Raw genomic sequence first — 25,667 nt, forward strand, 5'->3', positions numbered from 1 at the left:
TGCTAAGATGTTGAAGTACAAAACAAACGAAAGTGTAAGCAGCAAGTAGAAAAGCTACGAACTAAAATAGTGCGAAGCACTTTAATGGAAAAAAAACGTCGCGCCTTCGTGCCTTCGTGGCAAAAAATCACTTCCAAAAAAACTAAACTTCCTTCCTCGTCAACTTCAACAAATAAGCTGACAACGCACAAGCGACCAACCCGAATCCCGCCATCGCCATCCAATTCGCACCATAACCAAATCCAGAAACAATCGCCATCCCGATTTTCGAATTGACCATGTGCGCCAAACTGAACATCATCGTAAATAATCCCATGTATAAACCCATGCGTTGTTTCGGCGCGCGATTCTGGGCGAAAGCGTTCGAGAACGGGAACGCGAAGATTTCCCCGAACGATAGAAATATAATATTGAGTACGAGCAATCCTGCCCAATCGTCGGGCAACAAAACCAAAAATCCGAATACCATGCAGATCGCACCCAGCAAAAAAGGTTTGAGTTTGTCGATTTTCTTGCGTTCGCAATAACCCACGATCGGCATTTCAAAAAGAAAGACGAGCAATCCATTGAACGTGAGCAGCAATCCGGTTTGTACTTCGGTCAGTCCGTAACGCTCGAAGTGATAGAGCGGGAGCGTGGTCAGAATCTGGAAAAATACCATCGAAACCAAAAAACTCGCGACCAGAAAAAGCAGGAATATCTTGTCTTTCATCACCGACGGAATCGGCTTTTCGTCAATTTCGTGCTGCTCCAAAACCACTTTTTTCTTTTCCTTGACGAGCAGCGCGAACAATGCTACCGAAAGAATGCACGTCGATCCGTCAATCCAGAACAAGCCCTGGTATCCGATTCCCATGATAATAAAGCCGCCAAGCGCAGGCCCGGCCGCGAAGCCTAAATTCACCGCGAGTCGTACCAGCGTAAAGGCGCGCACGCGGTTTTCAGGTTTCGCATACGTGCCGATCGATACGAACATCGCGGGCCGGAACATGTCGGCGATGACCATGATCACGAACATGCTCGCGCACAATTGTTCGAACGTGCGCGCGTATTGAATCACGAAAAACAGTAAACCGGTCGTGAGCATGCTTGCGACCATAATTTTATAGAATCCGATCTTGTCGCTGAGTCGTCCGCCGAGCCAGGAACCGATAGCCGAACCCAATCCGAACCAAACCATGACCGTCCCGACCTGTTCATAAGAGAATTTCAGATCCTCATACATGTATTTTGTCAGGAACGGCAACACCATCGTGCCCGCGCGGTTGATGAACGTAATGATCGTAAGGATCCAAATCTCGCGCGAGAAACCTTTGAAGTTGTTGATGTAACGCGAGAAGGCGGTTTGGAGCATTGGGTTGATTAGATGATTAGAAAATTAGATGATTAGAAAATTAGCGGATTAGCGGATTAGCGAATTAGCGAATGTACAAATTGGAGGGACGAATCGTGTTTTAAATGGCGTAAAACTTCCGGTTGGAGGAAAAGGTGTAAATATTTGGAAGATTGAATTCGCTAATTTCTAATTTCGAATGTACAAATTGGATGCATGAATTGTGTTTTAAACCGCGTAAAATTATAATCGAAGGGAATACGCGTAAGCGGTTGGAACAACGAATTTGCTAATTCGCTAATTTTCCAATCCGCTAATTTTCAAACGTACAAATTGAAAGAACAAATGGCTTTTAAACCGCATAAAATCATAATCGAAGGAATAGGCGTAAATGTTTAAAAGATCGAATTCGCTAATCCGCTAATTTTCCAATCCGCTAACTTTCAAACGTGCAAATTGAAAGAACAAATGGCTTTTAAACCGCATAAAGTCATAATCGAAGGAATAGGCGTAAATGTTTAAAAGATCAAATTCGCTAATCCGCTAATTTTCCAATCCGCTAATTTTCAAAACGCACAAATTGAAAGAACAAATGGCGTCTAAACCGCGTAAAATTATAATCGAAGGAATAGGCGTAAATATTTAAAAGATCGAATTCGCTAATCCGCTAATTTTCTAATCCGCTAATTTTCCAAACGTTCAAATTGAAAGAACAAACGGCGTTTTAAACCGCGTAAAATTATAATCGAAGGAATAGGCGTAAATATTTAAAAGATCGAATTCGCTAATCCGCTAATTTTCTAATCCGCTAATTTTCAAAACGTCCAAATTGAAAGAACAAACGGCGTTTTAAACCGCGTAAAATCATAATCGAAGGAATAGGCGTAAATGTTTAAAAGATCGAATTCGCTAATCCGCTAATTTTTAAAACGTTCAAATTGAAAGAACAAATGGCGTCTAAACCGCGTAAAACTATAATCGAAGGAATAGGCGTAAATGTTTAAAAGATCGAATCCGCTAATCCGCTAATTTTCCAATTCGCTAATTTTCAAACATACTTGTAAAAACGAATCGCTTTTAAACTGCGTAAAAGTTCCAATCGAAGGAATAAGCGTAAACGTTTAGAACAACGAATCCGCTAATTCGCTAATTCTCTAATTCGCTAATCCCCCAATTAATACATATTTTTGTAAAAAAAGCAACTATGAAGTCGCTATCAATTTGTTTACTTTTCGTCTGCCTGAGTGGATTTTCGCAGGACAAATACGATGTCGCGGCGGCCGAAAGCTACCAGAAGCAACTCGATTCCGAATACGCCGACCCAAAGGAATCGCCTTTGCTGGACTCGGATCGCGAGCATTTCAAAGGATTGGATTTTTACGCGATCGATGCGAAATACATCGTCAATGCGAAATTTTCCCAGGTCAAGGAAGCAAGGCCGTTCGAGATGAAAACCACGGGCGCGCGACGTCCGATGTACGTGCTTTTCGGAATCATCGAATTTTCGATCGACGGCAAACCGTTGAAATTGAACGTATATCGCAACATCGAACTTTCTAAAAAAGACGAATATAAAGATCACCTTTTCCTGCCGTTTTCTGACCTGACAAGCGGAAAGGAAAGTTACATCGGCGGGCGTTACATCGATTTGCGGGTTCCCGCGGGCGATACGATCGTCATCGATTTCAACCGAGCGTACAATCCGTATTGCGCGTACAATCCGAAATATTCGTGTCCGATCGTACCGCTTGAAAACGATTTGTCGGTCGAGATAAAAGCCGGCGTAAAAAAATTCCACGATTGATGAAATTCCTCAATTTACATACGCATTCGCAAACCGGAAATGCTGGGATTTTTGAACTCGTGAACCAGTATCCCGATGAGTTCGACGATTCGGTGGATCATTTTTCGATCGGAATTCATCCGTGGCGCGTCGACGAGAACCGGCTCGAATCCGATCTGAAGTTTCTCGAAGCGAAATTGTCTGACGAGAAGTGTCTGGCGGTCGGCGAATGTGGTTTGGACAAACGCATCGAAACGCCCGAAGCATTGCAGCTTGAAGTTTTCGAACTTCAATTGTTGCTAGCCGAGAAATACAAAAAGCCCGTGATCATCCATTGCGTCGCGGCGTATCAGGAAGTGATCGATGTGAAAAAGCGCATGAAAATCTCAGTTCCGATGGTCATTCACGGTTTTTCAAAAAACGCCCAGGTGGCGAAATCCTTGGTCGACAACGGGTTCTACTTGTCGTTCGGGAAATGGTTGCTCCGGAATCCCGAACTGGAAACCGTGTTTCAAAGTGTACCCGACGATCGATTTTTTCTGGAAACCGATACGGCCGAGGAAAGTATTTTACAGGTTTATGAACTCGCCGCGAAATACAAGGATTTGAGTTTGGACAAACTGAAAATCTTGGTAACCAATAACTTTGAAAGAGTTTTTAATTTAAAAGTTTAAGGTTTAACGTTTTGCGTGGTTAAACTTTAAACCCTAAACAAAAACAGCAAAAAAAATGGCACAATGGACCGAAAGAGCCGAACTGCTCTTTAAACCAGAAGGACTTGAGAACCTGAAAAAATCCAATATATTGATCGTCGGGCTTGGCGGCGTAGGCTCGTTTGCGGCCGAATTCATTGCACGCGCGGGCGTCGGTAAAATGACGATCGTGGACGGAGATGTGGTCGATATCACGAACATCAACAGGCAATTGCCGGCCTTGCATTCGACCGTAGGAAAACTAAAAGTCGATGTCGTGGGTGATCGTCTGATGGACATAAATCCCGAACTCGAGCTCACGCGCCTGAACGAATTTTTGTCGCCCGAACGCGCGTACGCACTGGTTTCGAAGGAATTCGATTATGTCGTGGATTGCATCGACAGCGTGACGCCCAAACTCAATCTGATCGTATCGGCGAAACGCCAGAAAGTCAAGGTCATTTCGAGCATGGGCGCGGGCGGAAAACTCGACGCCGCAAAAGTCAAGGTCGCCGACGTGAGTAAAACCGAGAACTGCATGTTCGCCAAAGCCATCAAAAGACGCCTGAAACGCGAGTATAAGATCGACAAGGGAATCAAGGTCGTGTTCTCGTCCGAAATCCAGGACGTCGCGAGCGTAAAAGTCACCGACGGCAAGAATTTCAAGAAGTCGTTTTACGGCACGAGCAGTTATATGCCGGGATTGTTCGGGTTGTATTGTGCGGAAACGGTGATTCGTTATTTGTTGAAGAAAAGTGCGTGAGTGCTAAGGTGCTGAAATGCTGAAGTCGTCAGGACAGCGTTTACGCCGCGTTAGGGATTTTAGTGGAAATCCTTTTGTAACGCAGCCTGCGCAGTGACGAAAGATTGGAACGGAAGCCCGACGGCGGCTTTATTCGTTGTTTGAAGCAGATATTTCCTGCCGCCGGAACGCCCAAAAAATGTTTAATCGGTAAATTATTTAGTTGGTTAAACGAAAAGCTCGCCCATTATCCTATTAGCCGAATAAACCAAAAAACATCCTCGGAAGGCAAAAATTCAAATGAACAAATGAACAAACCTCAAATGAACAAAAAAACAGTAATCTTCGACATGGACGGCGTCATCGTCGACACCGAACCCGTGCATCATTATGCCTACCACGAGCATTTCAAGCAATTAAACATCCAGGTTACGCCCGAATTGTACCAATCGTTCACGGGAAATTCTACGAAGAACGTATACGAAAAGGTAAAGCAATTGTTCGGGATCGACACTGAAACCTACGATTTGATCCAAGTGAAACGCGGGTTGTTCAACGATGCGTTTGACACCAAGGAAGATTTGTACCTGTTGGAAGGCGTCGAGGATCTGATCAAGGATTTGCACGCGAACGGAATGCAGTTGATCTTGGCGTCGAGCGCCGCGAAGGTTACGATTAACCGAGTTTTTAAACGCTTTGGATTGTATCCGTATTTTTCTCACATCGTGAGCGGCGAGGATTTCCCGAAGTCAAAACCCGATCCTGCGATTTTCGTTGAGGCGTGGCGATTGTCGGGGCATGAAAAAAGCGAATGCGTCGTGATCGAGGACAGTACGAATGGAATCAAGGCCGCTAAAGGCGCAGGTTTGTTTTGCATCGGATACGACAGCGAACATTCGAAAGGGCAGGATTATTCAGAAGCTGATTTGGTTGTGAGTCGGTTTGATGAATTGAATTTTGAAAGGATTCGAAGTTTAGGGTTTGGCGTTTAGCGTTACGATTGGTTCCTAACGTTTCGAAATTTTGTTGTTGCTGATCGCGCGTTGCCGTGAACATTTGAAGCGCGACATATCGGGTTGGGCTTTGTACAAATGTTTTACGCCGACGCCCGACGATACGCGTTTCCGCCATCTTTTGAAACTCGAATGCCTGAGTTCTTTGCGCATCAGTTTTTCGACCTCGCCCTGTGAAAGCCCGAACTGGAATTTGATGGCATCGAACGGCGTGCGGTCTTCCCATGCCATTTCAATGATCCTGTCTATTTCGTAAATGTCGAATATTCTTGCGTTTTCAGTCATGGACGTTGATTCTTCTATCGGTTCAATCCTTCTTTATATACTTTGAGGCAACGTTCGCGTGCTTCTTTGTGGTCGACCATCGGTTCCGGGTAGTCGAACGTTTCGTATTCGGGAATCCATTTTCGCACGTATTTCAGATCCTTATCGAACTTTTTGATCTGTTCCGACGGGTTGAAAATCCTGAAATAAGGCGCCGCGTCGACACCGCTTCCGGCCGCCCATTGCCAATTCCCGACGTTGCTCGACTGTTCGTAATCAAATAATTTCTCAGCGAAATACGCCTCGCCCCAACGCCAGTCCAAGAGCAGATGTTTGCACAGGAAACTCGAAACCACGAGGCGTACGCGATTGTGCATGTAACCCGTTTCGTTGAGTTGGCGCATGCCCGCGTCGACCATCGGGAAACCCGTTTCGCCTTTGCACCATTTTTCGAATTCCTTTTCGGCATATCGCCATTTGATGCGGTCGTAATCAGGTTTGAACGCGTGCGAAACGGTCTTTGGGAAATGCCACAGGATCTGCATGAAGAATTCGCGCCAGATGAGTTCCTTTAAAAAAGTATTATTTTTCTCGGCCGACGCTTTCTCCACGACTTTCCTGATGCTGAGCGCGCCATGACGCAAATATGGGCTGATCCGCGACGTGCCTTCGATCGCCGGGAAGTTGCGATGGTCTTCATATTCGCGAATGATTTCGGGAGTCAGGTGATAATCGAAAACCTTCATTTCGGATTTCTCGAAACCGATGTCCTTGAGCGATAGAAACGGATGTTTGTGTTTTGCGACGTTTGCCAAATGCCGCTCGGACGGGAAATGGTTGATCTCGCACGTATTGAATTCCGCAAGCCAACGTTTCGAAAACGGCGTATAAACCACATAAGGTTCACCATTGTCTTTCACGATTTCTGATTTCTCGAAAATGACCTGGTCCTTGAAAGTCGCGAATCCGATGTTTTCTTTTTTAAGGAGTTCGGAGATTTCCTCGTCCCGTTTGGTCGCGTACGGTTCGTAATCGTGGTTCGTGAACACATTTTTGACGTCGTGTTCTTTAATGAGTTTCTTGAAGATGCTCTCCGGATCGCCGTGGAAAACCGCGAGTTTCCGGTCGTGTTTTTTGAGATCGGCGTTTACGTTTTCAAGCAGGTCGTGTATGAACATGACGCGCGCGTCGTCTTTCTTGAGTTCGTCGAGGATGTTTTTGTCGAAAATGAAAATCGGCAACACGTCGTCGACCCCGTTGAGCGCGTGGAAAAAACCGCAATTGTCGTCAACGCGCAAGTCGCGCCTGAACCAGAATATCGTCATAATTCGCCAAAGATTTCAATTAGTTTTTTGCGTCGGAACTCGAAAATTTCGTCGAGTTTGGGCTTGACGAGAATAGGGTGGACCAATTGGCCGAGAATTCCCATCGGAACCTTATAATGCAACGAGTCGATCATTTTGGTCCCGCCGTCGACTTCTTCAAGGAAATGTTTGTGATGCCAAAACGAGTAAGGCCCGAAGCGTTGCTCGTCGACGAAATATTTTTGGTCTTCGACGTGCGTGATCTCGGTCACCCAATTCATTTTCAATCCGAAAAGCGGCGTGATCGTATAGTCGATGATCTGGCCGGCGAACATATCGCGATCGCCTCCCGACAATGTCTTGAATCCCATCGAAGGCGGCGTGATCACGGCAAGATTGTTTGGAGTGGAAATGAAATCCCAGACTTTTTGTATGGGAACCGGAAAATTCTGGACGGCGTGCAATTGGTATAATTTCATACTTTAAAGATAAAAACTGTTCAACGATTACCCTAATTTGTTAGACATTTAAAGTTTGGAATTATGGAAATATTAACATTTGACGCAGGCGTTATTCGTAATTTTGAAACGCAACAAAACCACTTAAAAACATGAAGAAAATTATTATTGCTTTAGCGATTTTTATCGCCAACTACGCGATCGCACAAGTAAAAACGCCTGCCGCAAGCCCGCACGCGACATTTACGCAGGTTGTCGGTTTGACCGATGTCGAGGTTGATTATTCGCGTCCGTCGATGAAAGGCCGCACCGTATTCGGAGATCTCGTTCCTTTCGGGAAAACGTGGAGAACCGGCGCTAACCAGAACAGCATGATCACATTCAGCGAAGATGTGACGATCGACGGCAAAACGCTTAAAAAAGGAAAATACGCCATCTTCACGGTTCCGAAGATTGATAGCTGGGACGTTATTTTTTACACCGACATTTCAAACTGGGGAACGCCCGAAGAGTGGAGCGAGGCGAAAGTTGCGCTCAAAACATCGGTAAAACCCGTGATGTTGAACCGAAATGTGGAATCGTTCACACTTGCCGTAAACAACCTTGACAACAATTTCGGTATTTTGGAGATCAGTTGGGAAAAGACGTTGGTTCCAGTGAAATTCGAAGTTCCGACGAATACGACGGCTTTGGCCAGCATCGAAAAAACGCTTTCAGGTCCGGGCTCGAACGATTATTTCTCGGCTGGACAATATTTCTACCAATCGGGCGGCGACATGAACAAAGCGCTGACTTACGTGAACAAGGCGCTCGATCTGAACAAGGACAAACCGTTCTGGATGTTGCGCCAAAAATCGTTGATCCAGGCGAAACTTGGCGACAAGAAAGGCGCTGTCGAAACGGCGAAATTGTCACTGGCCGCTGCTCAGACTGCGAAGAATCAGGATTATGTGAAAATGAACCAGGATAGCATTTCGGAGTGGAGTAAGGGATAATTTGGTTCAAGGTTCAGGGTTCAGGGTTCAAGGTTTGCGATGTGCAAATTTTAAACCTTAAACTCGAAACAAATAAAAAAGGCGTTCCATATCGGGACGCCTTTTTTTTTATATCGTTTGTGACTTCGTTCGGAAAATGGTCGCCTGAAAAATCACGGCCAATACGATCGCCATCGCGGCTCCGATGAAGTTCAGCCATAAAAATCCGATGACTTCTTCCTTGTAGATATACGCGTAGTAAATGTAAAAGATCGAAAGCTGCGTGATCACGGCACTCCAGAAGATCGCCTTCGCTTTTATGAATTTCATATAGAATCCAACGAGGAAGATCGCGAGAACGGTCGGGTAGAAGATCGATCCGATGATGTTCACCAACTGTATCAGATTCTCGAACAAGTTGCCGATACACGCGAACAGGATCGCGATCACGCCCCAGACCAACGTGAAGAACTTCGTCGCGTTCACGTAATGTTTTTCGGATTTTATCGATTTGACGTTGCGTTTGTAGATGTCGATCGCCGTCGTCGATGCCAAGGCGCTCAAACCCGAAGCCGTCGATGACATGGCCGCCGACAGAATCACCGCGAGCAATAATCCGATCAAACCCTGCGGCAGGTAATTCAATATGAAATGGATGAACACGTAATCTTTGTCGTTTTTCTCGGCCTTGCTGTCGGCTTTTGAAATGAGTTCCTTCGCCTGGTCGCGCAAGTCGTTTTCGCGTCCCGACAATGAAACCAGTTGTTTGCGCAGGATCGGATTGTCGTAACCCTGGTTCAGATGGTCGATGTAAATGAGGTTGAACTCTTTCTTTTCCTCGGTGAGTTTCGCAAGTTTGTCCTCGAGCTGATGGTATTCTTCCTTGTATTTCGATTTCTCGATCACGATCTTGTTGTTCGGATTAAAATTCAAAGGCACGGGATTGAACTGGAAAAACACGAAAACCATCACGCCCGTAAGCAGAATGAAAAACTGCATCGGCACTTTCAAAAAGCCGTTCATTATCAATCCCATTTGACTTTCTCGGATCGATTTGCCCGACAGATAACGCCCAACCTGCGACTGGTCAGTACCGAAATACGCGAGCATCAAGAAAAAACCGCCCGTGATGCCGCTCCACAACGTGTATCTCGTTTCAGGATCATACGACAGATCGACGATGTTCATCTTGCCGTTCGCGCCCGCAATCTGCAGCGCATTCGTAAACGACATATCGTTCGGAAGCAGATTCAAAATGAGGAAAAATGTGAGAAACATCCCAAGCATGATCACGAACATCTGTTGTTTTTGTGTCACGTTCACGGCTTTCGTACCGCCTGAAAAAGTGTAGATGATGACCATGATCCCGATGATGATGTTGAGCAGCGTCAGATTCCATCCGAGTAACGTCGACACGATGATCGCCGGAGCGTAAATCGTCAACCCCGTTCCGAGTCCGCGCTGGATCAGGAAAACGATGGCGGCCAGCGAACGCGTGCGCAAATCGAATCGCTGCTCGAGATATTCGTAAGCCGTGTAAACCTTGAGTCGCGCGAAAATCGGGATAAACGTGATGCTGATGATGACCATCGCGATAGGCAACCCGAAGTAGAATTGCACGAAACCCATTCCGTCGGCGTACGCTTGTCCCGGCGTCGACAAAAACGTGATCGCGCTGGCCTGTGTCGCCATGACCGAAAGCCCGACGGTCCACCAAGGCGTCTCGTTATTGCCCAGGATATAATCTTCGACATTCTTGCTGCCGCGCGTCTTATAAACGCCGTAAACCACTATGAACAGTAGCGTGACCGATAAAATGATCCAATCAATCTGGTGCATTTACGAAAAGATTTGCATTAGGAAATAAAAGATCACGATGTAGCCCACGTTCGCGAGCAAAACCCACGTGTAACTTTTTTTCCAGCCGGTGACGTGTTTTTCTCTCATAGTTTTGTTTTTTGTCCGACCGAAATCATGTTTGCCATGAGCCGGAAGGCGCCCGGAACGCCTTCAGGCAATTCCCTGAAGAAACTCAATCCGGTGTAAATGTAATGTCCATTTCCAAATTGGGCGACCAAAATCCCGCCGTCCTTGGCCGATTCGCCTTTGTCGTTAGACGAAATGATCGGCGTGAACGCTTTGTCCCATTCGTTCGGATAGTACAATCCGCGTTCCTGCGTCCAGTTCGAAAAGTCGGATGATGTGATTTTATTCGGGAAATTGAGCAGGCGATGGTCGGGTTTTAAAAACCGGACTTCGGCGTTTTCCTCGGTCACGCGTTCCCTAGATAATTTGAGCGGATACGGCGCCATTTCCTTCGACGTCAAATCGTCGAGCGTATTGTATTGCACGATCATCGTCTTGCCTTGCTTGACGAAATCGAGCAGGAACGCCTGTTTGAATTCGAGTTCCTTTACGACGTTGTACGCGCGGATTCCCGTGATCGCGACGTCAAAATCGGCGAGACGTTCGGGCGTGATTTCAGCCGGGGTCAGCAGCGTGACGTCGTAACCCATTTGACGCAGACTTTTGGGAACTTCGTCTCCGGCGCCCATGATGTATGCGATTTTCTCGTTTCCGGTCTTGATGTCGAGCTTGATGAATTTCGCTTCGGACGCTTTTAAGACCTGTTGTTTCGAGATGTGCGGATAGTTGATTTCAGTCTGTTCCTTGTCCGATTGCTGGCCATTTACGGTCGCGATGCTTTTCACGACGACTTCACTCGCTTTGGATGGCGGCGTTACGGAGAATGTCAACACGGTCGATTCGCCTTTTCGGGCAAGCGAAAATGTCGATGAAGCCGGTTCGACCTTCCAATCATTCGGCAGGTCCAAAGCCAGCGAACCTTTCACATCATTTTCGCCCGACGTCACTTTTACGCTCACCGATTTCGGTTTTGAATCACTGAAAATCGCGACCTTATCCTGAATCGAAGTCGTCACGATCGGGATGATATCGAACGGTTCGTACACTTCGCCCTTCACGTCGTCATTGTATTTGTAAACCACATTTCGGATAAAAGGAATGATGACGTTGTCTATGATGACGCTGTACGTCATTTTGGTGTTGCGCTCCACGTCGGGATTGCCAATAAGACTTTGGTCCGTGACCCGATACATTCCCACGCTTCCTTTTTGGGCGAGCCAATACGGTTGGGTGAAGTCGGCGTTTTTCGCGATCGAAGTGACGGCCGTGAGTGAATATTTTTTGTTGAATTCAAAGGTCTTCGGAGGCGGATCCATAATGACGTCGCCGTACGTGTTGCTGATGCGGATTTCTCCAAATTTCATTGGGATATCGCTTCGGTTGATGGCCTCGATCTTTAACGAAAGCGAACCACCGGGAACGGCTTCGCGCGAATTGGAAACGGCTTCGAGATAAAGTCCGCTGCAGGCCGCGATGATTTCTTTGATTTCCGACGATTTCAGGTCGCGCCAATATCGGTCGTCTATGCTCAAAATAAGTTTGTACGCTTTGATAAGTTCGTGAACGCTGGCCGACGGATTTTTAAAATCGAAGTCTTTTTCCACTTTCGACAAAATTTCACCGATGGCTTTTCCGCCTTCGACACGATTCCATGACGTATCGATGCCGTCAAATAAGTTTTTAAAATCTTTAGGTAAGTCGCCTTTGAGGAATTCGAGATATTCGGATTCTTCGCCTCGTTCGCCTGTGTTTCCGAAACCTTGCGACTTGTGGCTACTGCGGCTCAAGGCGGCAATTTCCTGGTTCGATTTCCCTAATGACTTATAATAGGTTCCGGTTTCGAGTGTCGTCAACTTGGATTTGTCGGCCTTGTCGAATTTCTCTTTACTTCCATAGAACCACCATGATGTGTTCATGAACAATCGCTTCGGTTTCCATGGTTGTACCAATTGCAATTGAGATGGATAAGATTTATTGTCGGACGCTTTAATGAACGCCTCAAGGCTCAACATTGCCGACGACGTGTGATGTCCGTGAGTGCTTCCCGGAGTTCGCGCGTCAAAGCGATTGATGATGACGTCGGGTCGGAATTTTCGGATCACATAAACCACATCCGAAAGTACTTGGTCTTTGTCCCAAATTTGTAAAGTCTCATCCGGGTTTTTCGAATAGCCGAAATCGTTCGCGCGTGTAAAGAATTGTTCGCCTCCGTCGATTTTTCGGGCTTCGATGAGTTCCTGTGTGCGGATTACGCCGAGGAGTTCTCGTAATTCGGGACCGATGAGATTCTGTCCGCCATCGCCGCGTGTCAGCGACAGATAACCCGTCCGCGTGTGTTTTTCGTTGGCGAACCAAGATATGAGGCGCGTGTTCTCGTCGTCAGGATGAGCCGCGACATATAAGACCGAACCCAGAAAATTGAGTTTCTGGATGCGCGCGTAAATCTCCACAGCGTTAGGCTTTACGGGTTGCGCGTGTAAAAAGCTTGTAAAAAACAGGAAAAGGCTGGCGGCCCTGAATAGATGTTTGTGCATGTGCCGGGATAGGTTTTTGCGATGGATTCCAAAAGTACTAAATAACGCCCAACAAAAAAAGGCGCTTATGTGCGCCTTTGTGTTAATGATCGTGGTGACGACCGTGTGATTTCCTATGACTTTTCTTGTAATAGTTCTTGTGATGTCCCGGATGGTGACGATCGGCTACGTAGGCGACGCGTCTTGGGGCATAATGCGGTCTGGCGTAACGCGTCTTGTAGACGTTGTGGCGTTGGTAAGGCGCATATCCACGGTAATCCGTCAAACAAACCGTGCGTCCGCGGTTCAGGTTGTAATAACCGTATGAGGCGGGAAGATGCCTTGCGCGAACCCAACCGCCGCCACCGTAGTAGATGAACTGTGCAGCCGGCCTGTCGTAATAGACTTGTATATCGGGCAAATAATAAAATTGTGCTGAAGGAACCGGAGCCGCGATCCAAGCGGGAGCCGGGGCATTGATGTTTACACTTACTGAAACCTGTGCGTTTGCAAAGGCAGTTGTCAACAATATTCCGAGGGTTAAAATTTTGAAGGTTTTCATGACGTAACGTTTTAGGTTAATGTTACGCTCGGCCTTTCAACTTTGATGCCAATCGGTGGCTGCAAAAAATTAAAAATGCTATTATCATTGATTTTCAGTATCTTAAAAATGAATTTAATTCACCGATGCTGTTGCCGTACGCGATTTTTTCAATGAATTGTAAGGATATTTTTTCTTGTGCGAAGCGAAGAATTGGGTCACATCCTCGTCGTCGTAATCTTCGATCGGCGTATTCACTTTGTTGTACAATCCGTATCCGCGATATCCGCTCGGAATTTCAGGAGCCGACGTCCATTCGCCTTTGTCCCTGAAAATGTAAACTGATTTTTGTTTGTCGAAATATGCTTCGAGGTTCGGATAATAGTAATATCGGATCCTACAGTTGGTGGAGTTGTCGAACGCCAAATCAGTGACCGGTCGTTCGGTTTGCGAAAATACTGACTGGCAAACCACTAGCAGGAATAAGCTGAGCATGTTTTTCAGATTTTTCATCACGTTTGAATATTAGTTTTTGTATTTCGTCGGTAAATATATTTAGAAATATCGATTAAATACATAAAATATCGACGAAATACACAAAAGGTGTCTATTTTGTAAGTTAAAGATTATGTTATGAAATTATAAAGCATAAAAAAACAGGACCGAAATCCTGTTTTTTGCTTTTGGTGGTATGTGGTATTAATTGAAAGCCAATGTGCTGTCGTCCTTTTTGGCTTGTTTGGCATCGGCGGTCTGCGGTTGGCGTTTCGCCGAGTAGTTTGCCGGGTATTCTTTCATGTGTTCCTGGATCAATTCGTATGGTTCGTCTCCGTTATATTCGATTGGAACGCGTTTTCCGTTCGAAACTGAATAACCGCGTAATGCATTCGGCAATTTTGCGCTTTCGATCCAGTCTTTTCCGTCGCGGCTGTATATATAGGTAGAAGTTTCACGATCGAAATATGCTTGCAAATTTGGATAGTAAAAGTAACGCACGTTCAACAAATCAACGTCTGACGTCTTCATCAAACCTTCAAGTTCCTGAGCGACATCGGCGTTTGTCGAATATTGTGCTTTTGTGATATTGGTGCCTAACAAGATCAAGGCGATAGCGAAGTAAGATATAGTTTTCATAGTAGTTTCTTTTAGATTACATTACAAAGTAACGACACTGCCCAAACTATTTTCTTACAGCAATACAACCCATATTTATAGGGTTATTAGGCTTTTTTGCCCGATTTTTCACGGTTACCATGTTTATTTACACGATTGTCAGATATTGGACAATCCACACATTCATCAACTTCATAAAAACAAAAAAGGAGCGTCAAATTGCGCTCCTTGTTCATACTTTTTATTAAGTCTACGATTCATCCTTTGTAGCCTTAACGAGTCCGATTCCCGAAATGAAAAAGATAAGTCCGAGAATACCGTAAATTGCCAACGCCTTCACGTCGCGCATTGCCCCGCCCGTATTCATAAATACGTATGCCGCGTAAATTAACGCGATGATTCCTAAAACGGTAAGCACTGATCCAAAAATTCGTTTGATGTTCATGGTTGTGTTTTTTTATGGATATAAAGTTGCAGAAATGTACTGACCGAACCATTACAGGATTACACAATTGGATTGCAGCATTTCGTTACTCGTATAAGACCGTGCGAGGTTTGGCGAGTTCGAAATCCATGAAGCCGAAATCGTCGGTGCTGAAGGTGTTGGTTTTGAACGCTCCGCCGCCGCCTTCAGGCATTGTCGGGAAATATGACATCGAAAGCTGAAATGTACTGAAAACCAAAAAGTCGTTACTGATCAAAACACCTAAACCGATCTGTGAATACGCTTTGCTTTTTTCAAACCCGTACTGCGCGTTCCCCAACATCCCGATACTGTAACTGAAATAAGGGTTCAATCGAAATCCTATGAAATCCCAAGGCGCGTACGACTGCGTTTGTGCCGTTACGAGCCATTTTTTGGTTCCGAATAACGTCCGACTGTCCAATCCCTGGATTCCCGCGCGGTCCTTAAGTGTCATCATATCGCCCCACGAGGGTTCGCGATGATTCCCTATGACGACGTTGCCCTTTATGAACTGCCGGAATTTCCACTTTCCGGTTTCATAAAGATTAGTGAAGTAGCTGAACTGGAACGAAACGGCGTTCTGCTGGCTTTGTCCATCATTATAATAGGTGCCGTATTCGAGGTTCGCGGCCAGATAGCCCCAGCTGTAATATTTTCCCGATGTGATGCGCGCCCCGAAATACGGCCGCAAAATATCGCGTTTTCGCTGCATTCCTCCCGTAACCCCGAATGCTTTCCCGACCGGAACGTCTTCGATGATACCAAAGTTGAACAGATACCGATCCTCGACGAACTGTCTCGAGGAAACCCCGACTCCGATAAGGTAGTTGCGTTCGGTCGAATAAAAATTAATCGTATCGTACGGAACCGCCGGAGATTCCACGTAATTGAGTTTGTAATAACGAGCCGACGTGATCAGGCGCGTCGTACGTTCATCTTCTGACGGACCCTTGAAAATCCGGATCGCGTGACCGCCCCAAATGTCGGTTGTATTCGTCTTGAAATTCTGCCATGCGAATTGATTGTTGGCATTGGGCAACGTATCGGTTCGGAAGCGCTGGTCGAAATAAATTCCACCTGCCCAACGCGTATACGGCGAGAAGAACGGTCGCTCGAAATTTACGCTCTTCAAATAATTGTTCCTGAGATCGAGTTGGTAGGCGAGTGTCGTCCTGACATACGTATTCATGATGTTCGGAACCGTGTATTTCGCATAATAGGCGTCGTCTCCGTCTGAAAAATCTTTTACGTAACGCTGTTCGACCTGATGTCCGACGCCCAGAAAGTTTCGTTCGGTCAGCTCATAATCGGTTCTCGCTCCCGAGGCCGAAAAGTCGGGGATAAGGCTCCATGAATCCAACTCGCGTATCTCGATGTCGATGGAATCGGGAGAAGAAGTCGCAATTGGTGTAATCTGCACGCGCCTCACGTAACGCTGCGCACGGATCAGACGTTCGGATTCCTTGACGAGCAGCGAATCGAGCGGTTTATTCTTTTTGATCAGGATAAGATTCAGGATCGTGAGCCGCTTGCTTTTTAAGTGGAATCTATTTCCGACTTCGGCCAATCGTTTCCGCGGTTTTTGCGCGGTATCCGATTCCGAATATCCGAACGGATCAAGCGTCACCACATCGATCTTGCGAACGATCTTCCCTTGATAGTCCATAAATCGCCGCGTTTGTGCCTTGCGTCGTGCCTTAAGTTTCTTTGGAGTAAGCGGTTCGAAGATCAGGCCGTGCATGAACGAGGTCCATTTGCGCTTCTTGGAATATTTTTCGATTCGCTTATAAATCGCGGCCGAATCTTTTTTTGCCTCGGTTTCGGTGCTTTGCGAAAAAACGAATTGGCAACACAAGGTCGCCAATACTATATAAAAAAGGTGTTTTTTCGAAAAGGACATCTACAAAAATAGCGGTAAGTGGTTCGTTATAGGCATACCGCAGCGGTTATTTTCCAATTTTCAATTTCTTGAGCCATTTAGATAGCAACGGCGCGCCTTTGTCCTTTAGCACATCGGTGCTCTTGAAAGCAAGGCTTGTGGCTCCCGTTTGTGCGATGGTTCCGACGACTTTGCGTATCATTCCCGGAGAAGAACCCAAAAATAATTTGCGCGTCAAGAAACCTGCGCCAAGCGATAAAATTCCTTTCAATGCGCCTGATTTCACATCAGATGACGTAAACAAATCCTTTACGCCGTCTTTTAAAATTGTCAACGGATTCAAGTTTTTACGAGTATAATCCCATTGATCGCGCAGCGCGATAGCTTCACCGTTTTTTCGTTGTTCGAGTTCTATTATGGCCTGCTGCAGCGAGGCGTCGTTTCTAATTACCTGCATGTTTCTTCTCTTTAAAGATTTCGTGTACGATGTAATTATTGAAGAAGACCTCAAGCACGCGCTTTTTGGTCGCCACTAAAATAATCGCGAGCAATGCGTAAAATCCGGCCACGATGAAAAATCCGTAATACAATTTTCCTAGTAGCTCACCGATCCAAAGCGATGCACCGATCGACAAAATAATGACGAGGAAAGTAATAATGACCCCGATGACGATGCCCGAAGCAACCGACGAAAACACATCGGTAGTCTTATCAATCGCTTTGAGCTTGTAAAGTTCGATGTTCGTCTTGGCGTACGTTTCGGCCTTGTCGATCAATTCCTGGATCATTACTACTTTCTCTTTCATGTTTGGTGTTTTTGGTTAGCTTAAGGTTGTTTTCACGTCCTCGGCCAATTGCTTTCCGTCGCGATAATACTGTTCTTCCTTTTGCTGAGCGGCGTCGAGTTTTGAGGTAATCGAATCGATCGCGCCGTTGTATTTGTTTTTGAGATCGTCAAGGTAACCGTTTCCTTTGTCGGTAATTTTTTGTCTTGTGGCCGAACCTTTATCAGGTGCGAACAAAATTCCAAGTGCGGCTCCTGCGGCAAATCCTGCCAATGCTCCTAAAAATACTTTTCCTGTACTCATGATGTTTGTTGTTATGTTAGAAATTCTGCACGTCGCAGTATTACAAAGATGGGTTTCATCTTACAAAATCGCGTTATAGAACTATTTGGTAACGTTGTATCATTCTTATGAAAAGTGGTTGTTGTTTAATTGGTTTTTTAATCGGTTAATGATCGAGTCATCACTCCAGGCTAATCAGTTAACCGATTCACCGATTCATCACCTATCCAACGCTCACCGATCAACAACTACTTCTTCTTCCTCTCGGCTTCCTTGCGCTTTTTCTCAGCTTCTTTCTTCGCGTCTTCCTCAGCTTCCTTGCGTTTTTCCTCGGCTTCTTCGCGGGCCTTGGCTTCTTTTTCGGCCTTTTCTTTTTTAGCTTTTTCCTGCTTTTTAAAATAGCCGCGCAATAGGAAATTGTCTTTTGCGGCGTCCATGTTCTGGTCGAGTTTTTTCGTACTCGTGCGCAGGTTCAGGATTGTCTTGTCTATGTTCGTCGCCATTGTCGTATCCTGGATCAAACGTCCCAATGTTCCTTGTCCGCCGTTGATTTTCGCGAGAATCTGCGTGATTTCATCGGTGGCGACCGCGGCATTGTCGGCCGTGATCGATAGGCTTTGGATAATGGCATCGGTTTCAGTCGGTTCCGACGATGCGATCACCTGTCCGTCCTTGACTTTTTTCCCGCTCACCGAACCGCTTGAAACCACCACGACGCGATCGCCGATGATTCCTTCTGACCCGATTCCGGCTTCAGAATCAGTCTTGATGAATTCGCGCACATCGTTCTTGATCAACATGTCCACGCGCACCGTCGTGTCGTTCACGATCCGGATGTTGTCGACCGTTCCCACGTTTATGCCCGAGAACCGAACGGTATTTCCGACCTGCAAACCGCTTACGTTCCTAAAATTGGTCGTAAGCTGGAAAACCGGATCGAACAAATTCTTTTGTTTTCCGATGAAAAATATGGCGAGGAAGAAAAGCAAAATACCTACCGAGACGAATAATCCCAATCTTACTTTGAAGTTTGCGCTTTTTGCATTCATGATTTCTGTTTTTTATTTTGTTCTTGTTTTGGTTTATCGGGGCTGAAGAAAAACGATTTCACGAATTCGTCGTCGTCGTTTTCAAATTCCTCGAGGCTTCCGTCCTTGTAGACTTTTCCTTCTTTCAACATGACCAACCTGTCGGCGACCATGCGCGCACATTCGATATCGTGCGTGATGATGATCGATGCGGTCTTGAATTTCTTTTGTATCTCAAGGATCAGGTTGCTGATTTCGTTTGACGTGATCGGGTCGAGTCCCGTCGTGGGTTCGTCGTACAACATGATCGCCGGATCCACGATGATCGTCCTGGCCAATCCGACGCGTTTGCGCATTCCGCCCGAAAGTTCTGACGGCATCTTGTCGATCGCATCGGGAAGGCTCACGTTTTCAAGCGCTTCCTTGACTTTGGCTTCGATTTCTTCTTCCGACAGATCTTTCTTGATCCGACGCAACGGGAATTCAAGATTTTCGCGAACCGTCATCGAATCGTATAGCGCGCCACTTTGGAACAGGAATCCGATGTCTTTTCGGACTTCGTCGAGCTTTTGTTTTTTGAGGTCGGTTATTTCCTTGCCGAACACTTTTATCGAACCCGATTCGGGACGAAGCAATCCGACGATGCATTTGATCAACACTGATTTTCCCGTTCCCGACTTCCCGAGCACTACGAGGTTTTCCTCGGCGTGCAACGACAAATCGAGTCCTTTGAGGATTTCGTTTTCCCCAAAACCGATGTGCAGGTCTTTTATATCGACCGCGTTTTCGCTATTTTTTTCTTTCTCGCTCATCTCAACAAATCGGTTATTTGAACGGCGACCAAGTCGACTAATATCACTAGGAATGACGCTGTGACTACGGCTGAATTCGCGGCTATCCCGACACTTTCAGTTCCGCGCCCTGCGTTGAAACCTTTATAACATCCGACCAATCCGATCACCGATCCAAAGAAGAACGATTTGATCACCGCCGGAATGAAGTCCATGAAGTTCGTCGCTCCGAAAGCCTGGTTGATATACAATACGAAACTCACCGAGCCCTTGATGTTCGCGCCGGCCCAGCTTCCGAGCATTCCCAAAGCGTCGGCGTAAATAGCCAACAACGGGATCATCAGCGTCGCGGCCAAAACACGTGGCACGACGAGGTATTTCATTGGGTTGGTCGACGAAACTTCCATCGCATCGATTTGTTCGGTGACGCGCATCGAACCCAGTTCGGCTCCCATGCTCGATCCGATTTTTCCGGCGCAGATCAATGCGGTAATGACCGGACCCATTTCCCTGATGAGTGAAACGGCGACCATTCCGGGCAGCATCGATTCGGCCCCGAAATCGACTAGGACCGGACGCGACTGTATCGTCAACACCAATCCGATGATCAATCCCGTGACTGAAATCAGCGTGAACGATTTGTTCCCGATCTGGAAACACTGTCCAAGAAATTCCCTGAATTCAAAGCCGCGCGCGAACGTATTTTTGAAAACTCTCACGAGAAACATCGACACATCGGCGACATTGATCAGGAATTTCCTCGCGAACGCACTTTGTTCCATAGTGCTGTCGTGCACTTTTATGGAACGGTTGGCTGCATATTTCGTGAAACTTTTAACGGCTTTCATTGTTTTCTGTAGATGTTTCGGTAAACGTTATGGGCGTATTATTTGGCGTCGTAACGGCAGGTCTCAAGGTCTCGGTGGTTTCGTAATCGTAACGCGGTAGCTTGATCCGATGCCATTCGTATGTCTTGGGCAGGTCATCCCCAAAGAGATAACCCCAAGGTTCCAAAGGTGCGATGCGGTCGAAAATCACCTTCAGGATCGCAATGAACGGAATCGCGAGGAACATGCCGCCGACTCCGCCGAGCGCGCCTCCAATGATGATTCCGACAATGGAAATGAATGCGTTTATCTCAACTTTCGAGCTCACGATCATCGGGACCAAAAGATTGTTGTCGATCAATTGCACGACGATATTCACGATCAGGACGCCGAATACGAGCGAAAAATCGGTGTTCGTGGTGATTGATGCGACGACGGCGAGAACTCCTGCGATCGTGATTCCTATATAAGGAATGAGGTTGAGTAATCCGGTAATGATGCCAAGCAATATCGCGTATTCCAATCCGATTATCATATAGCCGACACTTGTCAGGACCGAAACCACGACCATTTCGATAAGCAACCCGACGATATAACTTTGAACCGAAACTTTGATCCGCGACAAGATATCCTCAAGCACATTCTGATGTCTTTCAGGCACGAGTTTCGAGAGGAATTTCATGAAATGCGTGCGGTACAAAAGGAAAAGGAACGTGTAGACGGGAATCAAAATCAAATTCAGGATCATGTCGCTGAACGAAAGTAACGTCGTGCTGACGAGCGCCTTTCCGGTTTCCATCGAATCCTTCGTCGCATCGTTGAGCATTTTAGTCTGTTCGCGTTTGCTCAAATTGAATGTATCGTGGATCAGATCCTGTAAATTCCTCAAGTGGACCTGGACGTTTTGCTGGATTTTATCCCAATCGCTCACGATATCCGAAACCTGCCACGATATAAAGATGAAGATGCCCGCGACGATTAATGCCATGAACAAGACCGCCATCATCGAGGCCAACACATGCGGCAATCGGACTTTTTTACGGAAAAACCGCGCGATCGGACGCAATAGGATCGCAAACAGCAACGACATCATGATCGGCATGATGATTCCCTGGGCGTAATACAACAGCCCGAGCAACAAGACGATGCTTAAGAGCGTGTAGGCAAGCCGTGCGTTAAACGGAAGTTTAGTAGTTTCAGCCATTTTTCGAATTCGTTTGGTTAGGTGGGTTCGAATCTTCGGCTAAATTGCGCAAATACAATGCGCGACCTGTTATAGAGGAGCGGGTTATTATTACAGAATTTTCATCACAATTTGGAGGGTGAGGTTATTTTAAAGCCTTAAGACGCTGCGCGGCTGACACGAAGACACGGAGGCGCGAAGGCTCTAAGTTTATATTTGTGGTTGTGCAAAGTCGATATTTGTGGAAAGCTTTTGTATGAACTTCGAAAACCTTCGGAAGGCAACGACTCAAATCAACACATCAACGAATCAACAAACCAACGAATCAACATTCAATCAGTAAACTCCCGATCCTCATACCAATTCCTCACAATCGTAATTCCCTTTTGAAGCAATAGATTATTGGGATACGTAATGAGTTCGCCTTCTTTCGTGCGAAGCAACGTGTGGAAAGTCCGGATGTCGTCGATTTCAGCCTCGATAGGGAAATCCTTATCGTGGATCCGGATGATGTCGCCGATCTTAAACGGAAAGCTGAATAACAAGATAATGCCCGACGTGATGTTGCTCAAGATCGACCACTGCGCGAACAATGCCACGCCTATCACGGTTATCACGGCTGACAACGTCGCAATGATGTTCGTAGTTTCAACGCCCCAGATGATGATGATCGCCGCGATGCTTAACGTGCTCAGAAGAACACTTATGTACTTGATGACCAGATTCGTCCTGTGTTCGAGCACTTCACTGATAAGCGAATAACGTTTCACCGCCTTCGCACTTAAAATCCGCAGCAAAACCACGAGCGCGACCAACACGATCGTGCTGATGATCTCGCGTGAATACGTGCCCAAAAACAAAAAATAATCCATACTTATTCGATAAAACTGCTTAAATATCGGTAAAATTTCTCAGTCGGAAGCCCGACGACATTCGTATACGAACCTTCGATTTTCGAAATCGCCGTAAGGCCGAGCCAATCCTGTATGCCATACGCGCCGGCTTTGTCGAACGGTTTGCAAGTCTCAAGATAATAATGGATCGCTTCGTCTGAAATAGGAGCAAAGGTCACTTTCGTCGCTTCGTGGAAAACCGTCACGGCATCGGTCGTCTTGAGGCAGATCGACGTGAAAACCTCATGCGTACTGTCGGCCATCGTGCGCAACATATGGACGGCATCGTCGTAATTTTTCGGTTTTCCGAGCGCTTTCTCATTGTGCCAAACGATCGTGTCGCTCGTGACGAGGACGTCGTTCGGTAGCAATTCCCCATCGAACGCCGACGATTTGAGCACCGCGAGATAATCGGTTATTTCGTGCGCTTTCAAACCGTTAGGATAAATCTCCTCGATTTCCTTTAATCGGATCTCGAAGTCGAGCCCGAGGTCGCGAAAAAACTGCTGACGCCTTGGAGAACCTGATGCCAGGATAATATTCCTGTGTTTCAATTTATCGCTAAGCATTGATTTTCATGTTTATGGTTATCGCTACGATCGATAGTATCCCGAAAAGTAAAATCCATTTTATGAGCATGCTCAGGAAGTGGAATTCCTTTTGTTTTTCTGCCGACCACAATTTCACGGCGACGAAGATCAGCGGCGAAATCAGGAAAATCAGTCCGTAGATCGTCGCATATGTGAGGTTGAAGATGTATTCGTAAATGTACCAACCCAACACAAGCACCGCGATTATCGTAAGTGCGAACGCGACTTTCGCGGTACGTGAAACTCCCAATGCGATCGGCAACGTGTTCATGCCCTGGTTGTAGTCGCCGTTCACGTCCTCAAGATCTTTGACGATTTCGCGTATCAAATTTATAAGGAACGTAAAGATCGCGTAATCGATCAGGATGCCGAAAAGCGTTCCCAGGTAATCCTGGTCGTAAAGCCCGATCATCGGCAGCAAATCGAACAATCCGATGATGAGCACGCTGAACGCAAGCAAAAACGCCACGACGAAATTCCCGATGAGCAGCATACTTTTCAAACTGTTCGCATACAAATACAACGTCGCCGCCACGATAATGAACGCCGCCGCGAATCCGGGCCGCTGTATTTCGTTCGACAGATAAAACCCGATGCCTACGCCGATTACGTTTAGCGCCAGATAATAATTATAAGCCGCCGCCTCTGAAATTCCGCGATTGATCACGACGTCCTGAGGTTTGTTCTCCAAATCGGTTTCCACGTCAAAAACGTTGTTGATCAGATAACCGCCGGCCGCGATGCAAACCGTTGCAAACACCAGCAACCCGAATTGCCAGTCGTAAAGCGCGAGTTGGATTCCCTGATATTTCAAAAATCCGAAATGGAAAATAAGCTGCATCAAGGCGAGCATGAGCAGGTTTTGATAGCGTATAAGTTTTAGGAACTTCATTTTTTAGGGTTCAAGGTACAGGGCGCAAGGTTTATGGTTCGCGGAGAGCCTTGCACCCTGAACCATGCTCCTTGCACCAAAAAAATCAATCATACTTCGCATCAAAATACGCCATCCATTTCCCCTGGACGCGCATCACCTGTTCAATCACATCGCGAACCGCGCCTCGCCCGCCATTGCGATGGGAAACGTATTTGCTCACCGATTTGATCTCGGGAGCGGCATCCTGAGGACAAGTCGGCAATCCGACGCGTTGCATCACGTGATAATCGGGTATATCGTCGCCCATATAAAGGACGTCAGCAGTATTGATGCTGTACAGTTCGGTGTATTCCTTTAGCGTTTCGACCTTATCGTGCGCGCCCAGATGTATGTCGGTAATCCCGAGATTGCGCAATCGCACGCGCACGCCTTCATTCGTTCCGCCTGAAATCACGCACACATTGTATCCGCTGTCGATCGCGGCCTTCATCGCATAACCGTCGCGAATGTTCATGATGCGCAACATTTCGCCCGATGTCGTGATGTGGACCGAACTGTCGGTGAGCACGCCGTCGACGTCGAAAATAAACGTCGTGATGTGGTTCATGAGTTCTTTATAATTCTTTTCGCTCATGTTGTATGGATTGGGTTAGGAGTTTGTAAATGTCTTTTTGGTTCGCGTCCGACAGCAGTTCCAAATGCGCGTCGATCGTATTCTGATCGCGCCTGATCGCCGGTCCGGTCTGGGCTTTTTGGGGAGAAAGCGTTTCGATTTTCGAAGCCGTTTCCTGTATCAGCGGTTTCAGGATATCGAACGGAATATCGTGTTGTTCGCAAATATCGCTGCCGATCGCATACATGTGATTCGCAAAATTGCTCACGAAAACCGCCGATACATGTAAGGATTTGCGTTGTTGCGAATCGATTTCGTACACATTGGCTGAAATTGCTTCGGCGACTCGTTTGAGCAATTGCAGGTCTTTCGCGTTTTGAGCTTCGACACAGATCGGAACTTTTGAGAAATCGATTTCCTTGTCTTTCGAAAATGTCTGCAACGGATAAAAAACACCTTTCCGGTTCCTAGAATCGAGCACGTCGATCGAAAGGCTGCCGGCCGTGTGGACGACGAGTTTATCTTCGAACGGAAACTTCGACGCGACATCGGCTACGGCGCTGTCCGAGATAGAGATGACGTACAAATCGGCGCTTTGCAAATCACTGAAATCATGCACGATCTTGTGTGAAAACGGCTGGGAATTGATTTGAGGCTTACGTGAAAAAATCTGCACAAGCTCAATGGAATCGCTGTTTTCAAACGCCAGCGCCAAATGTTGGGCGACATTTCCGAAACCGATCATGCTAATTTTTACCATGCGGCTAAAATACGAAATCGATTGGCTTTTTGAGGCGTTC

At 46.5% G+C, this 25,667-nt stretch carries 28 protein-coding genes; 5 read left to right on the top strand and 23 right to left on the bottom strand.

Annotated elements, in window-relative coordinates; translation table 11 throughout:
• Positions 1 to 142: 142 nt before the first annotated feature.
• Positions 143 to 1,354: an MFS transporter gene (locus tag EOO50_RS02270; RefSeq protein WP_290837477.1), complete on the bottom strand. Its 1,212-nt coding sequence runs from the start codon at positions 1,352 to 1,354 to the stop codon at positions 143 to 145.
• A gap of 1,183 nt (positions 1,355 to 2,537) precedes the next feature.
• Here EOO50_RS02270 and EOO50_RS02275 point away from each other — a divergent pair.
• The 4 genes from EOO50_RS02275 (at position 2,538) to EOO50_RS02290 (ending at position 5,542) form a co-directional block, all read left to right on the top strand.
• Positions 2,538 to 3,137: a DUF1684 domain-containing protein gene (locus EOO50_RS02275; RefSeq protein ID WP_290837479.1), complete on the top strand. Its 600-nt coding sequence runs from the start codon at positions 2,538 to 2,540 to the stop codon at positions 3,135 to 3,137.
• Positions 3,137 to 3,790, top strand: coding sequence for a TatD family hydrolase (locus EOO50_RS02280; RefSeq protein ID WP_290837481.1), 654 nt, complete (start codon positions 3,137 to 3,139; stop codon positions 3,788 to 3,790). The genes EOO50_RS02275 and EOO50_RS02280 overlap by 1 nt, the downstream gene beginning before the upstream one ends.
• 55 nt (positions 3,791 to 3,845) lie before the next feature.
• Positions 3,846 to 4,571: a tRNA threonylcarbamoyladenosine dehydratase gene (locus EOO50_RS02285; protein WP_290837483.1), complete on the top strand. Its 726-nt coding sequence runs from the start codon at positions 3,846 to 3,848 to the stop codon at positions 4,569 to 4,571.
• Positions 4,572 to 4,873: 302 nt separating this feature from the next.
• The gene (locus tag EOO50_RS02290) at positions 4,874 to 5,542 is read left to right on the top strand and encodes an HAD family hydrolase (RefSeq protein WP_290837485.1); all 669 of its coding nucleotides are present in this window, start codon (positions 4,874 to 4,876) and stop codon (positions 5,540 to 5,542) included.
• A gap of 15 nt (positions 5,543 to 5,557) precedes the next feature.
• Here EOO50_RS02290 and EOO50_RS02295 read toward each other — a convergent pair whose 3' ends face one another.
• From EOO50_RS02295 to EOO50_RS02305, 3 genes are read right to left on the bottom strand one after another with little or no spacing between them, the layout of a single operon-like run.
• Entirely contained in the window at positions 5,558 to 5,848 is a 291-nt protein-coding gene (locus EOO50_RS02295) for a TIGR03643 family protein (RefSeq protein WP_290837487.1), read from the bottom strand.
• Between the two features lie 14 nt (positions 5,849 to 5,862).
• The gene (locus tag EOO50_RS02300) at positions 5,863 to 7,152 is read right to left on the bottom strand and encodes a deoxyribodipyrimidine photo-lyase (RefSeq protein ID WP_290837489.1); all 1,290 of its coding nucleotides are present in this window, start codon (positions 7,150 to 7,152) and stop codon (positions 5,863 to 5,865) included.
• Complete coding sequence (locus EOO50_RS02305) at positions 7,149 to 7,610, bottom strand: SRPBCC family protein (protein WP_290837490.1); 462 nt, start codon at positions 7,608 to 7,610, stop codon at positions 7,149 to 7,151. Before EOO50_RS02305 ends, EOO50_RS02300 begins: the two co-directional genes overlap by 4 nt.
• A gap of 131 nt (positions 7,611 to 7,741) precedes the next feature.
• On the opposite strand from EOO50_RS02305, the gene EOO50_RS02310 reads away from it, so the two are divergent.
• Positions 7,742 to 8,584, top strand: coding sequence for a DUF2911 domain-containing protein (locus EOO50_RS02310; protein WP_290837492.1), 843 nt, complete (start codon positions 7,742 to 7,744; stop codon positions 8,582 to 8,584).
• Between the two features lie 108 nt (positions 8,585 to 8,692).
• Here the strand turns inward: EOO50_RS02310 and EOO50_RS02315 are convergent, their stop codons facing one another.
• From EOO50_RS02315 to EOO50_RS02405, 19 genes are all read right to left on the bottom strand, one after another.
• Positions 8,693 to 10,402 carry a sodium:solute symporter gene (locus tag EOO50_RS02315; RefSeq protein ID WP_290837494.1) on the bottom strand — a complete coding sequence of 570 codons (1,710 nt, stop codon included), beginning with the start codon at positions 10,400 to 10,402 and terminating at the stop codon, positions 8,693 to 8,695.
• Positions 10,403 to 10,506: 104 nt separating this feature from the next.
• Positions 10,507 to 13,023, bottom strand: a complete 2,517-nt coding sequence (locus tag EOO50_RS02320) for a PIG-L family deacetylase (protein WP_290837495.1) — start codon at positions 13,021 to 13,023, stop codon at positions 10,507 to 10,509.
• A gap of 82 nt (positions 13,024 to 13,105) precedes the next feature.
• Positions 13,106 to 13,564 (bottom strand): hypothetical protein, encoded by a 459-nt coding sequence (locus tag EOO50_RS02325; protein WP_290837497.1) that lies wholly within the window; start codon positions 13,562 to 13,564, stop codon positions 13,106 to 13,108.
• A gap of 114 nt (positions 13,565 to 13,678) precedes the next feature.
• Entirely contained in the window at positions 13,679 to 14,056 is a 378-nt protein-coding gene (locus EOO50_RS02330) for a hypothetical protein (RefSeq protein ID WP_290837499.1), read from the bottom strand.
• A 186-nt stretch (positions 14,057 to 14,242) separates the two neighbouring features.
• Positions 14,243 to 14,677 (bottom strand): hypothetical protein, encoded by a 435-nt coding sequence (locus tag EOO50_RS02335; protein WP_290837501.1) that lies wholly within the window; start codon positions 14,675 to 14,677, stop codon positions 14,243 to 14,245.
• A gap of 229 nt (positions 14,678 to 14,906) precedes the next feature.
• Positions 14,907 to 15,101 (bottom strand): hypothetical protein, encoded by a 195-nt coding sequence (locus EOO50_RS02340; RefSeq protein WP_290837503.1) that lies wholly within the window; start codon positions 15,099 to 15,101, stop codon positions 14,907 to 14,909.
• A gap of 85 nt (positions 15,102 to 15,186) precedes the next feature.
• Complete coding sequence (locus EOO50_RS02345; protein ID WP_290837505.1) at positions 15,187 to 16,863, bottom strand: hypothetical protein; 1,677 nt, start codon at positions 16,861 to 16,863, stop codon at positions 15,187 to 15,189.
• A gap of 205 nt (positions 16,864 to 17,068) precedes the next feature.
• Positions 17,069 to 17,458, bottom strand: coding sequence for a hypothetical protein (locus EOO50_RS02350; protein ID WP_290837507.1), 390 nt, complete (start codon positions 17,456 to 17,458; stop codon positions 17,069 to 17,071).
• Positions 17,445 to 17,807 (bottom strand): phage holin family protein, encoded by a 363-nt coding sequence (locus EOO50_RS02355; protein ID WP_290837509.1) that lies wholly within the window; start codon positions 17,805 to 17,807, stop codon positions 17,445 to 17,447. Before EOO50_RS02355 ends, EOO50_RS02350 begins: the two co-directional genes overlap by 14 nt.
• 15 nt (positions 17,808 to 17,822) lie before the next feature.
• The gene (locus EOO50_RS02360; RefSeq protein ID WP_290837511.1) at positions 17,823 to 18,089 is read right to left on the bottom strand and encodes a YtxH domain-containing protein; all 267 of its coding nucleotides are present in this window, start codon (positions 18,087 to 18,089) and stop codon (positions 17,823 to 17,825) included.
• Positions 18,090 to 18,316: 227 nt separating this feature from the next.
• A complete protein-coding gene (locus EOO50_RS02365) occupies positions 18,317 to 19,117 on the bottom strand; it encodes an MlaD family protein (protein ID WP_290837513.1) in 801 nt (266 codons plus the stop codon).
• Positions 19,114 to 19,908: an ABC transporter ATP-binding protein gene (locus EOO50_RS02370; protein WP_290837515.1), complete on the bottom strand. Its 795-nt coding sequence runs from the start codon at positions 19,906 to 19,908 to the stop codon at positions 19,114 to 19,116. Before EOO50_RS02370 ends, EOO50_RS02365 begins: the two co-directional genes overlap by 4 nt.
• Positions 19,905 to 20,615 (bottom strand): ABC transporter permease, encoded by a 711-nt coding sequence (locus tag EOO50_RS02375; RefSeq protein ID WP_290837651.1) that lies wholly within the window; start codon positions 20,613 to 20,615, stop codon positions 19,905 to 19,907. The genes EOO50_RS02370 and EOO50_RS02375 overlap by 4 nt, the downstream gene beginning before the upstream one ends.
• A 106-nt stretch (positions 20,616 to 20,721) precedes the next feature.
• On the bottom strand, positions 20,722 to 21,918 hold the full coding sequence (locus EOO50_RS02380) for an AI-2E family transporter (RefSeq protein ID WP_290837517.1): 1,197 nt from the start codon (positions 21,916 to 21,918) through the stop codon (positions 20,722 to 20,724).
• A 311-nt stretch (positions 21,919 to 22,229) separates the two neighbouring features.
• Complete coding sequence (locus tag EOO50_RS02385; RefSeq protein WP_290837519.1) at positions 22,230 to 22,769, bottom strand: mechanosensitive ion channel domain-containing protein; 540 nt, start codon at positions 22,767 to 22,769, stop codon at positions 22,230 to 22,232.
• A 2-nt stretch (positions 22,770 to 22,771) separates the two neighbouring features.
• Positions 22,772 to 23,359: a Maf family nucleotide pyrophosphatase gene (locus EOO50_RS02390; protein ID WP_290837521.1), complete on the bottom strand. Its 588-nt coding sequence runs from the start codon at positions 23,357 to 23,359 to the stop codon at positions 22,772 to 22,774.
• Entirely contained in the window at positions 23,352 to 24,272 is a 921-nt protein-coding gene (locus EOO50_RS02395) for a geranylgeranylglycerol-phosphate geranylgeranyltransferase (protein ID WP_290837523.1), read from the bottom strand. Before EOO50_RS02395 ends, EOO50_RS02390 begins: the two co-directional genes overlap by 8 nt.
• Before the next feature lie 85 nt (positions 24,273 to 24,357).
• Positions 24,358 to 24,888, bottom strand: coding sequence for an HAD-IIIA family hydrolase (locus EOO50_RS02400; RefSeq protein ID WP_290837525.1), 531 nt, complete (start codon positions 24,886 to 24,888; stop codon positions 24,358 to 24,360).
• Positions 24,869 to 25,627 (bottom strand): Rossmann-like and DUF2520 domain-containing protein, encoded by a 759-nt coding sequence (locus EOO50_RS02405; protein ID WP_290837526.1) that lies wholly within the window; start codon positions 25,625 to 25,627, stop codon positions 24,869 to 24,871. The genes EOO50_RS02400 and EOO50_RS02405 overlap by 20 nt, the downstream gene beginning before the upstream one ends.
• Between the last annotated feature and the right edge of the window lie 40 nt (positions 25,628 to 25,667).

The organism is Flavobacterium sp. (assembly GCF_004211145.1).
Lineage (GTDB): Bacteria > Bacteroidota > Bacteroidia > Flavobacteriales > Flavobacteriaceae > Flavobacterium.

What these genes read in the sequence shown, in the direction of transcription:
- EOO50_RS02400 (WP_290837525.1), bottom strand. Translation starts at nt 24,888, where the DNA reads ATGAGCGAAAAGAATTATAAAGAACTCATGAACCACATCACGACGTTT.
- EOO50_RS02380 (WP_290837517.1), bottom strand. Translation starts at nt 21,918, where the DNA reads ATGGCTGAAACTACTAAACTTCCGTTTAACGCACGGCTTGCCTACACG.
- EOO50_RS02385 (WP_290837519.1), bottom strand. Translation starts at nt 22,769, where the DNA reads ATGGATTATTTTTTGTTTTTGGGCACGTATTCACGCGAGATCATCAGC.
- EOO50_RS02295 (WP_290837487.1), bottom strand. Translation starts at nt 5,848, where the DNA reads ATGACTGAAAACGCAAGAATATTCGACATTTACGAAATAGACAGGATC.
- EOO50_RS02390 (WP_290837521.1), bottom strand. Translation starts at nt 23,359, where the DNA reads ATGCTTAGCGATAAATTGAAACACAGGAATATTATCCTGGCATCAGGT.
- EOO50_RS02375 (WP_290837651.1), bottom strand. Translation starts at nt 20,615, where the DNA reads ATGTTTCTCGTGAGAGTTTTCAAAAATACGTTCGCGCGCGGCTTTGAA.
- EOO50_RS02355 (WP_290837509.1), bottom strand. Translation starts at nt 17,807, where the DNA reads ATGAAAGAGAAAGTAGTAATGATCCAGGAATTGATCGACAAGGCCGAA.
- EOO50_RS02395 (WP_290837523.1), bottom strand. Translation starts at nt 24,272, where the DNA reads ATGAAGTTCCTAAAACTTATACGCTATCAAAACCTGCTCATGCTCGCC.
- EOO50_RS02290 (WP_290837485.1), top strand. Translation starts at nt 4,874, where the DNA reads ATGAACAAAAAAACAGTAATCTTCGACATGGACGGCGTCATCGTCGAC.
- EOO50_RS02280 (WP_290837481.1), top strand. Translation starts at nt 3,137, where the DNA reads ATGAAATTCCTCAATTTACATACGCATTCGCAAACCGGAAATGCTGGG.
- EOO50_RS02310 (WP_290837492.1), top strand. Translation starts at nt 7,742, where the DNA reads ATGAAGAAAATTATTATTGCTTTAGCGATTTTTATCGCCAACTACGCG.
- EOO50_RS02300 (WP_290837489.1), bottom strand. Translation starts at nt 7,152, where the DNA reads ATGACGATATTCTGGTTCAGGCGCGACTTGCGCGTTGACGACAATTGC.
- EOO50_RS02325 (WP_290837497.1), bottom strand. Translation starts at nt 13,564, where the DNA reads ATGAAAACCTTCAAAATTTTAACCCTCGGAATATTGTTGACAACTGCC.
- EOO50_RS02285 (WP_290837483.1), top strand. Translation starts at nt 3,846, where the DNA reads ATGGCACAATGGACCGAAAGAGCCGAACTGCTCTTTAAACCAGAAGGA.
- EOO50_RS02335 (WP_290837501.1), bottom strand. Translation starts at nt 14,677, where the DNA reads ATGAAAACTATATCTTACTTCGCTATCGCCTTGATCTTGTTAGGCACC.
- EOO50_RS02320 (WP_290837495.1), bottom strand. Translation starts at nt 13,023, where the DNA reads ATGCACAAACATCTATTCAGGGCCGCCAGCCTTTTCCTGTTTTTTACA.
- EOO50_RS02405 (WP_290837526.1), bottom strand. Translation starts at nt 25,627, where the DNA reads ATGGTAAAAATTAGCATGATCGGTTTCGGAAATGTCGCCCAACATTTG.
- EOO50_RS02360 (WP_290837511.1), bottom strand. Translation starts at nt 18,089, where the DNA reads ATGAGTACAGGAAAAGTATTTTTAGGAGCATTGGCAGGATTTGCCGCA.
- EOO50_RS02345 (WP_290837505.1), bottom strand. Translation starts at nt 16,863, where the DNA reads ATGCACGGCCTGATCTTCGAACCGCTTACTCCAAAGAAACTTAAGGCA.
- EOO50_RS02340 (WP_290837503.1), bottom strand. Translation starts at nt 15,101, where the DNA reads ATGAACATCAAACGAATTTTTGGATCAGTGCTTACCGTTTTAGGAATC.
- EOO50_RS02350 (WP_290837507.1), bottom strand. Translation starts at nt 17,458, where the DNA reads ATGCAGGTAATTAGAAACGACGCCTCGCTGCAGCAGGCCATAATAGAA.
- EOO50_RS02270 (WP_290837477.1), bottom strand. Translation starts at nt 1,354, where the DNA reads ATGCTCCAAACCGCCTTCTCGCGTTACATCAACAACTTCAAAGGTTTC.
- EOO50_RS02315 (WP_290837494.1), bottom strand. Translation starts at nt 10,402, where the DNA reads ATGCACCAGATTGATTGGATCATTTTATCGGTCACGCTACTGTTCATA.
- EOO50_RS02330 (WP_290837499.1), bottom strand. Translation starts at nt 14,056, where the DNA reads ATGAAAAATCTGAAAAACATGCTCAGCTTATTCCTGCTAGTGGTTTGC.
- EOO50_RS02275 (WP_290837479.1), top strand. Translation starts at nt 2,538, where the DNA reads ATGAAGTCGCTATCAATTTGTTTACTTTTCGTCTGCCTGAGTGGATTT.
- EOO50_RS02370 (WP_290837515.1), bottom strand. Translation starts at nt 19,908, where the DNA reads ATGAGCGAGAAAGAAAAAAATAGCGAAAACGCGGTCGATATAAAAGAC.
- EOO50_RS02305 (WP_290837490.1), bottom strand. Translation starts at nt 7,610, where the DNA reads ATGAAATTATACCAATTGCACGCCGTCCAGAATTTTCCGGTTCCCATA.
- EOO50_RS02365 (WP_290837513.1), bottom strand. Translation starts at nt 19,117, where the DNA reads ATGAATGCAAAAAGCGCAAACTTCAAAGTAAGATTGGGATTATTCGTC.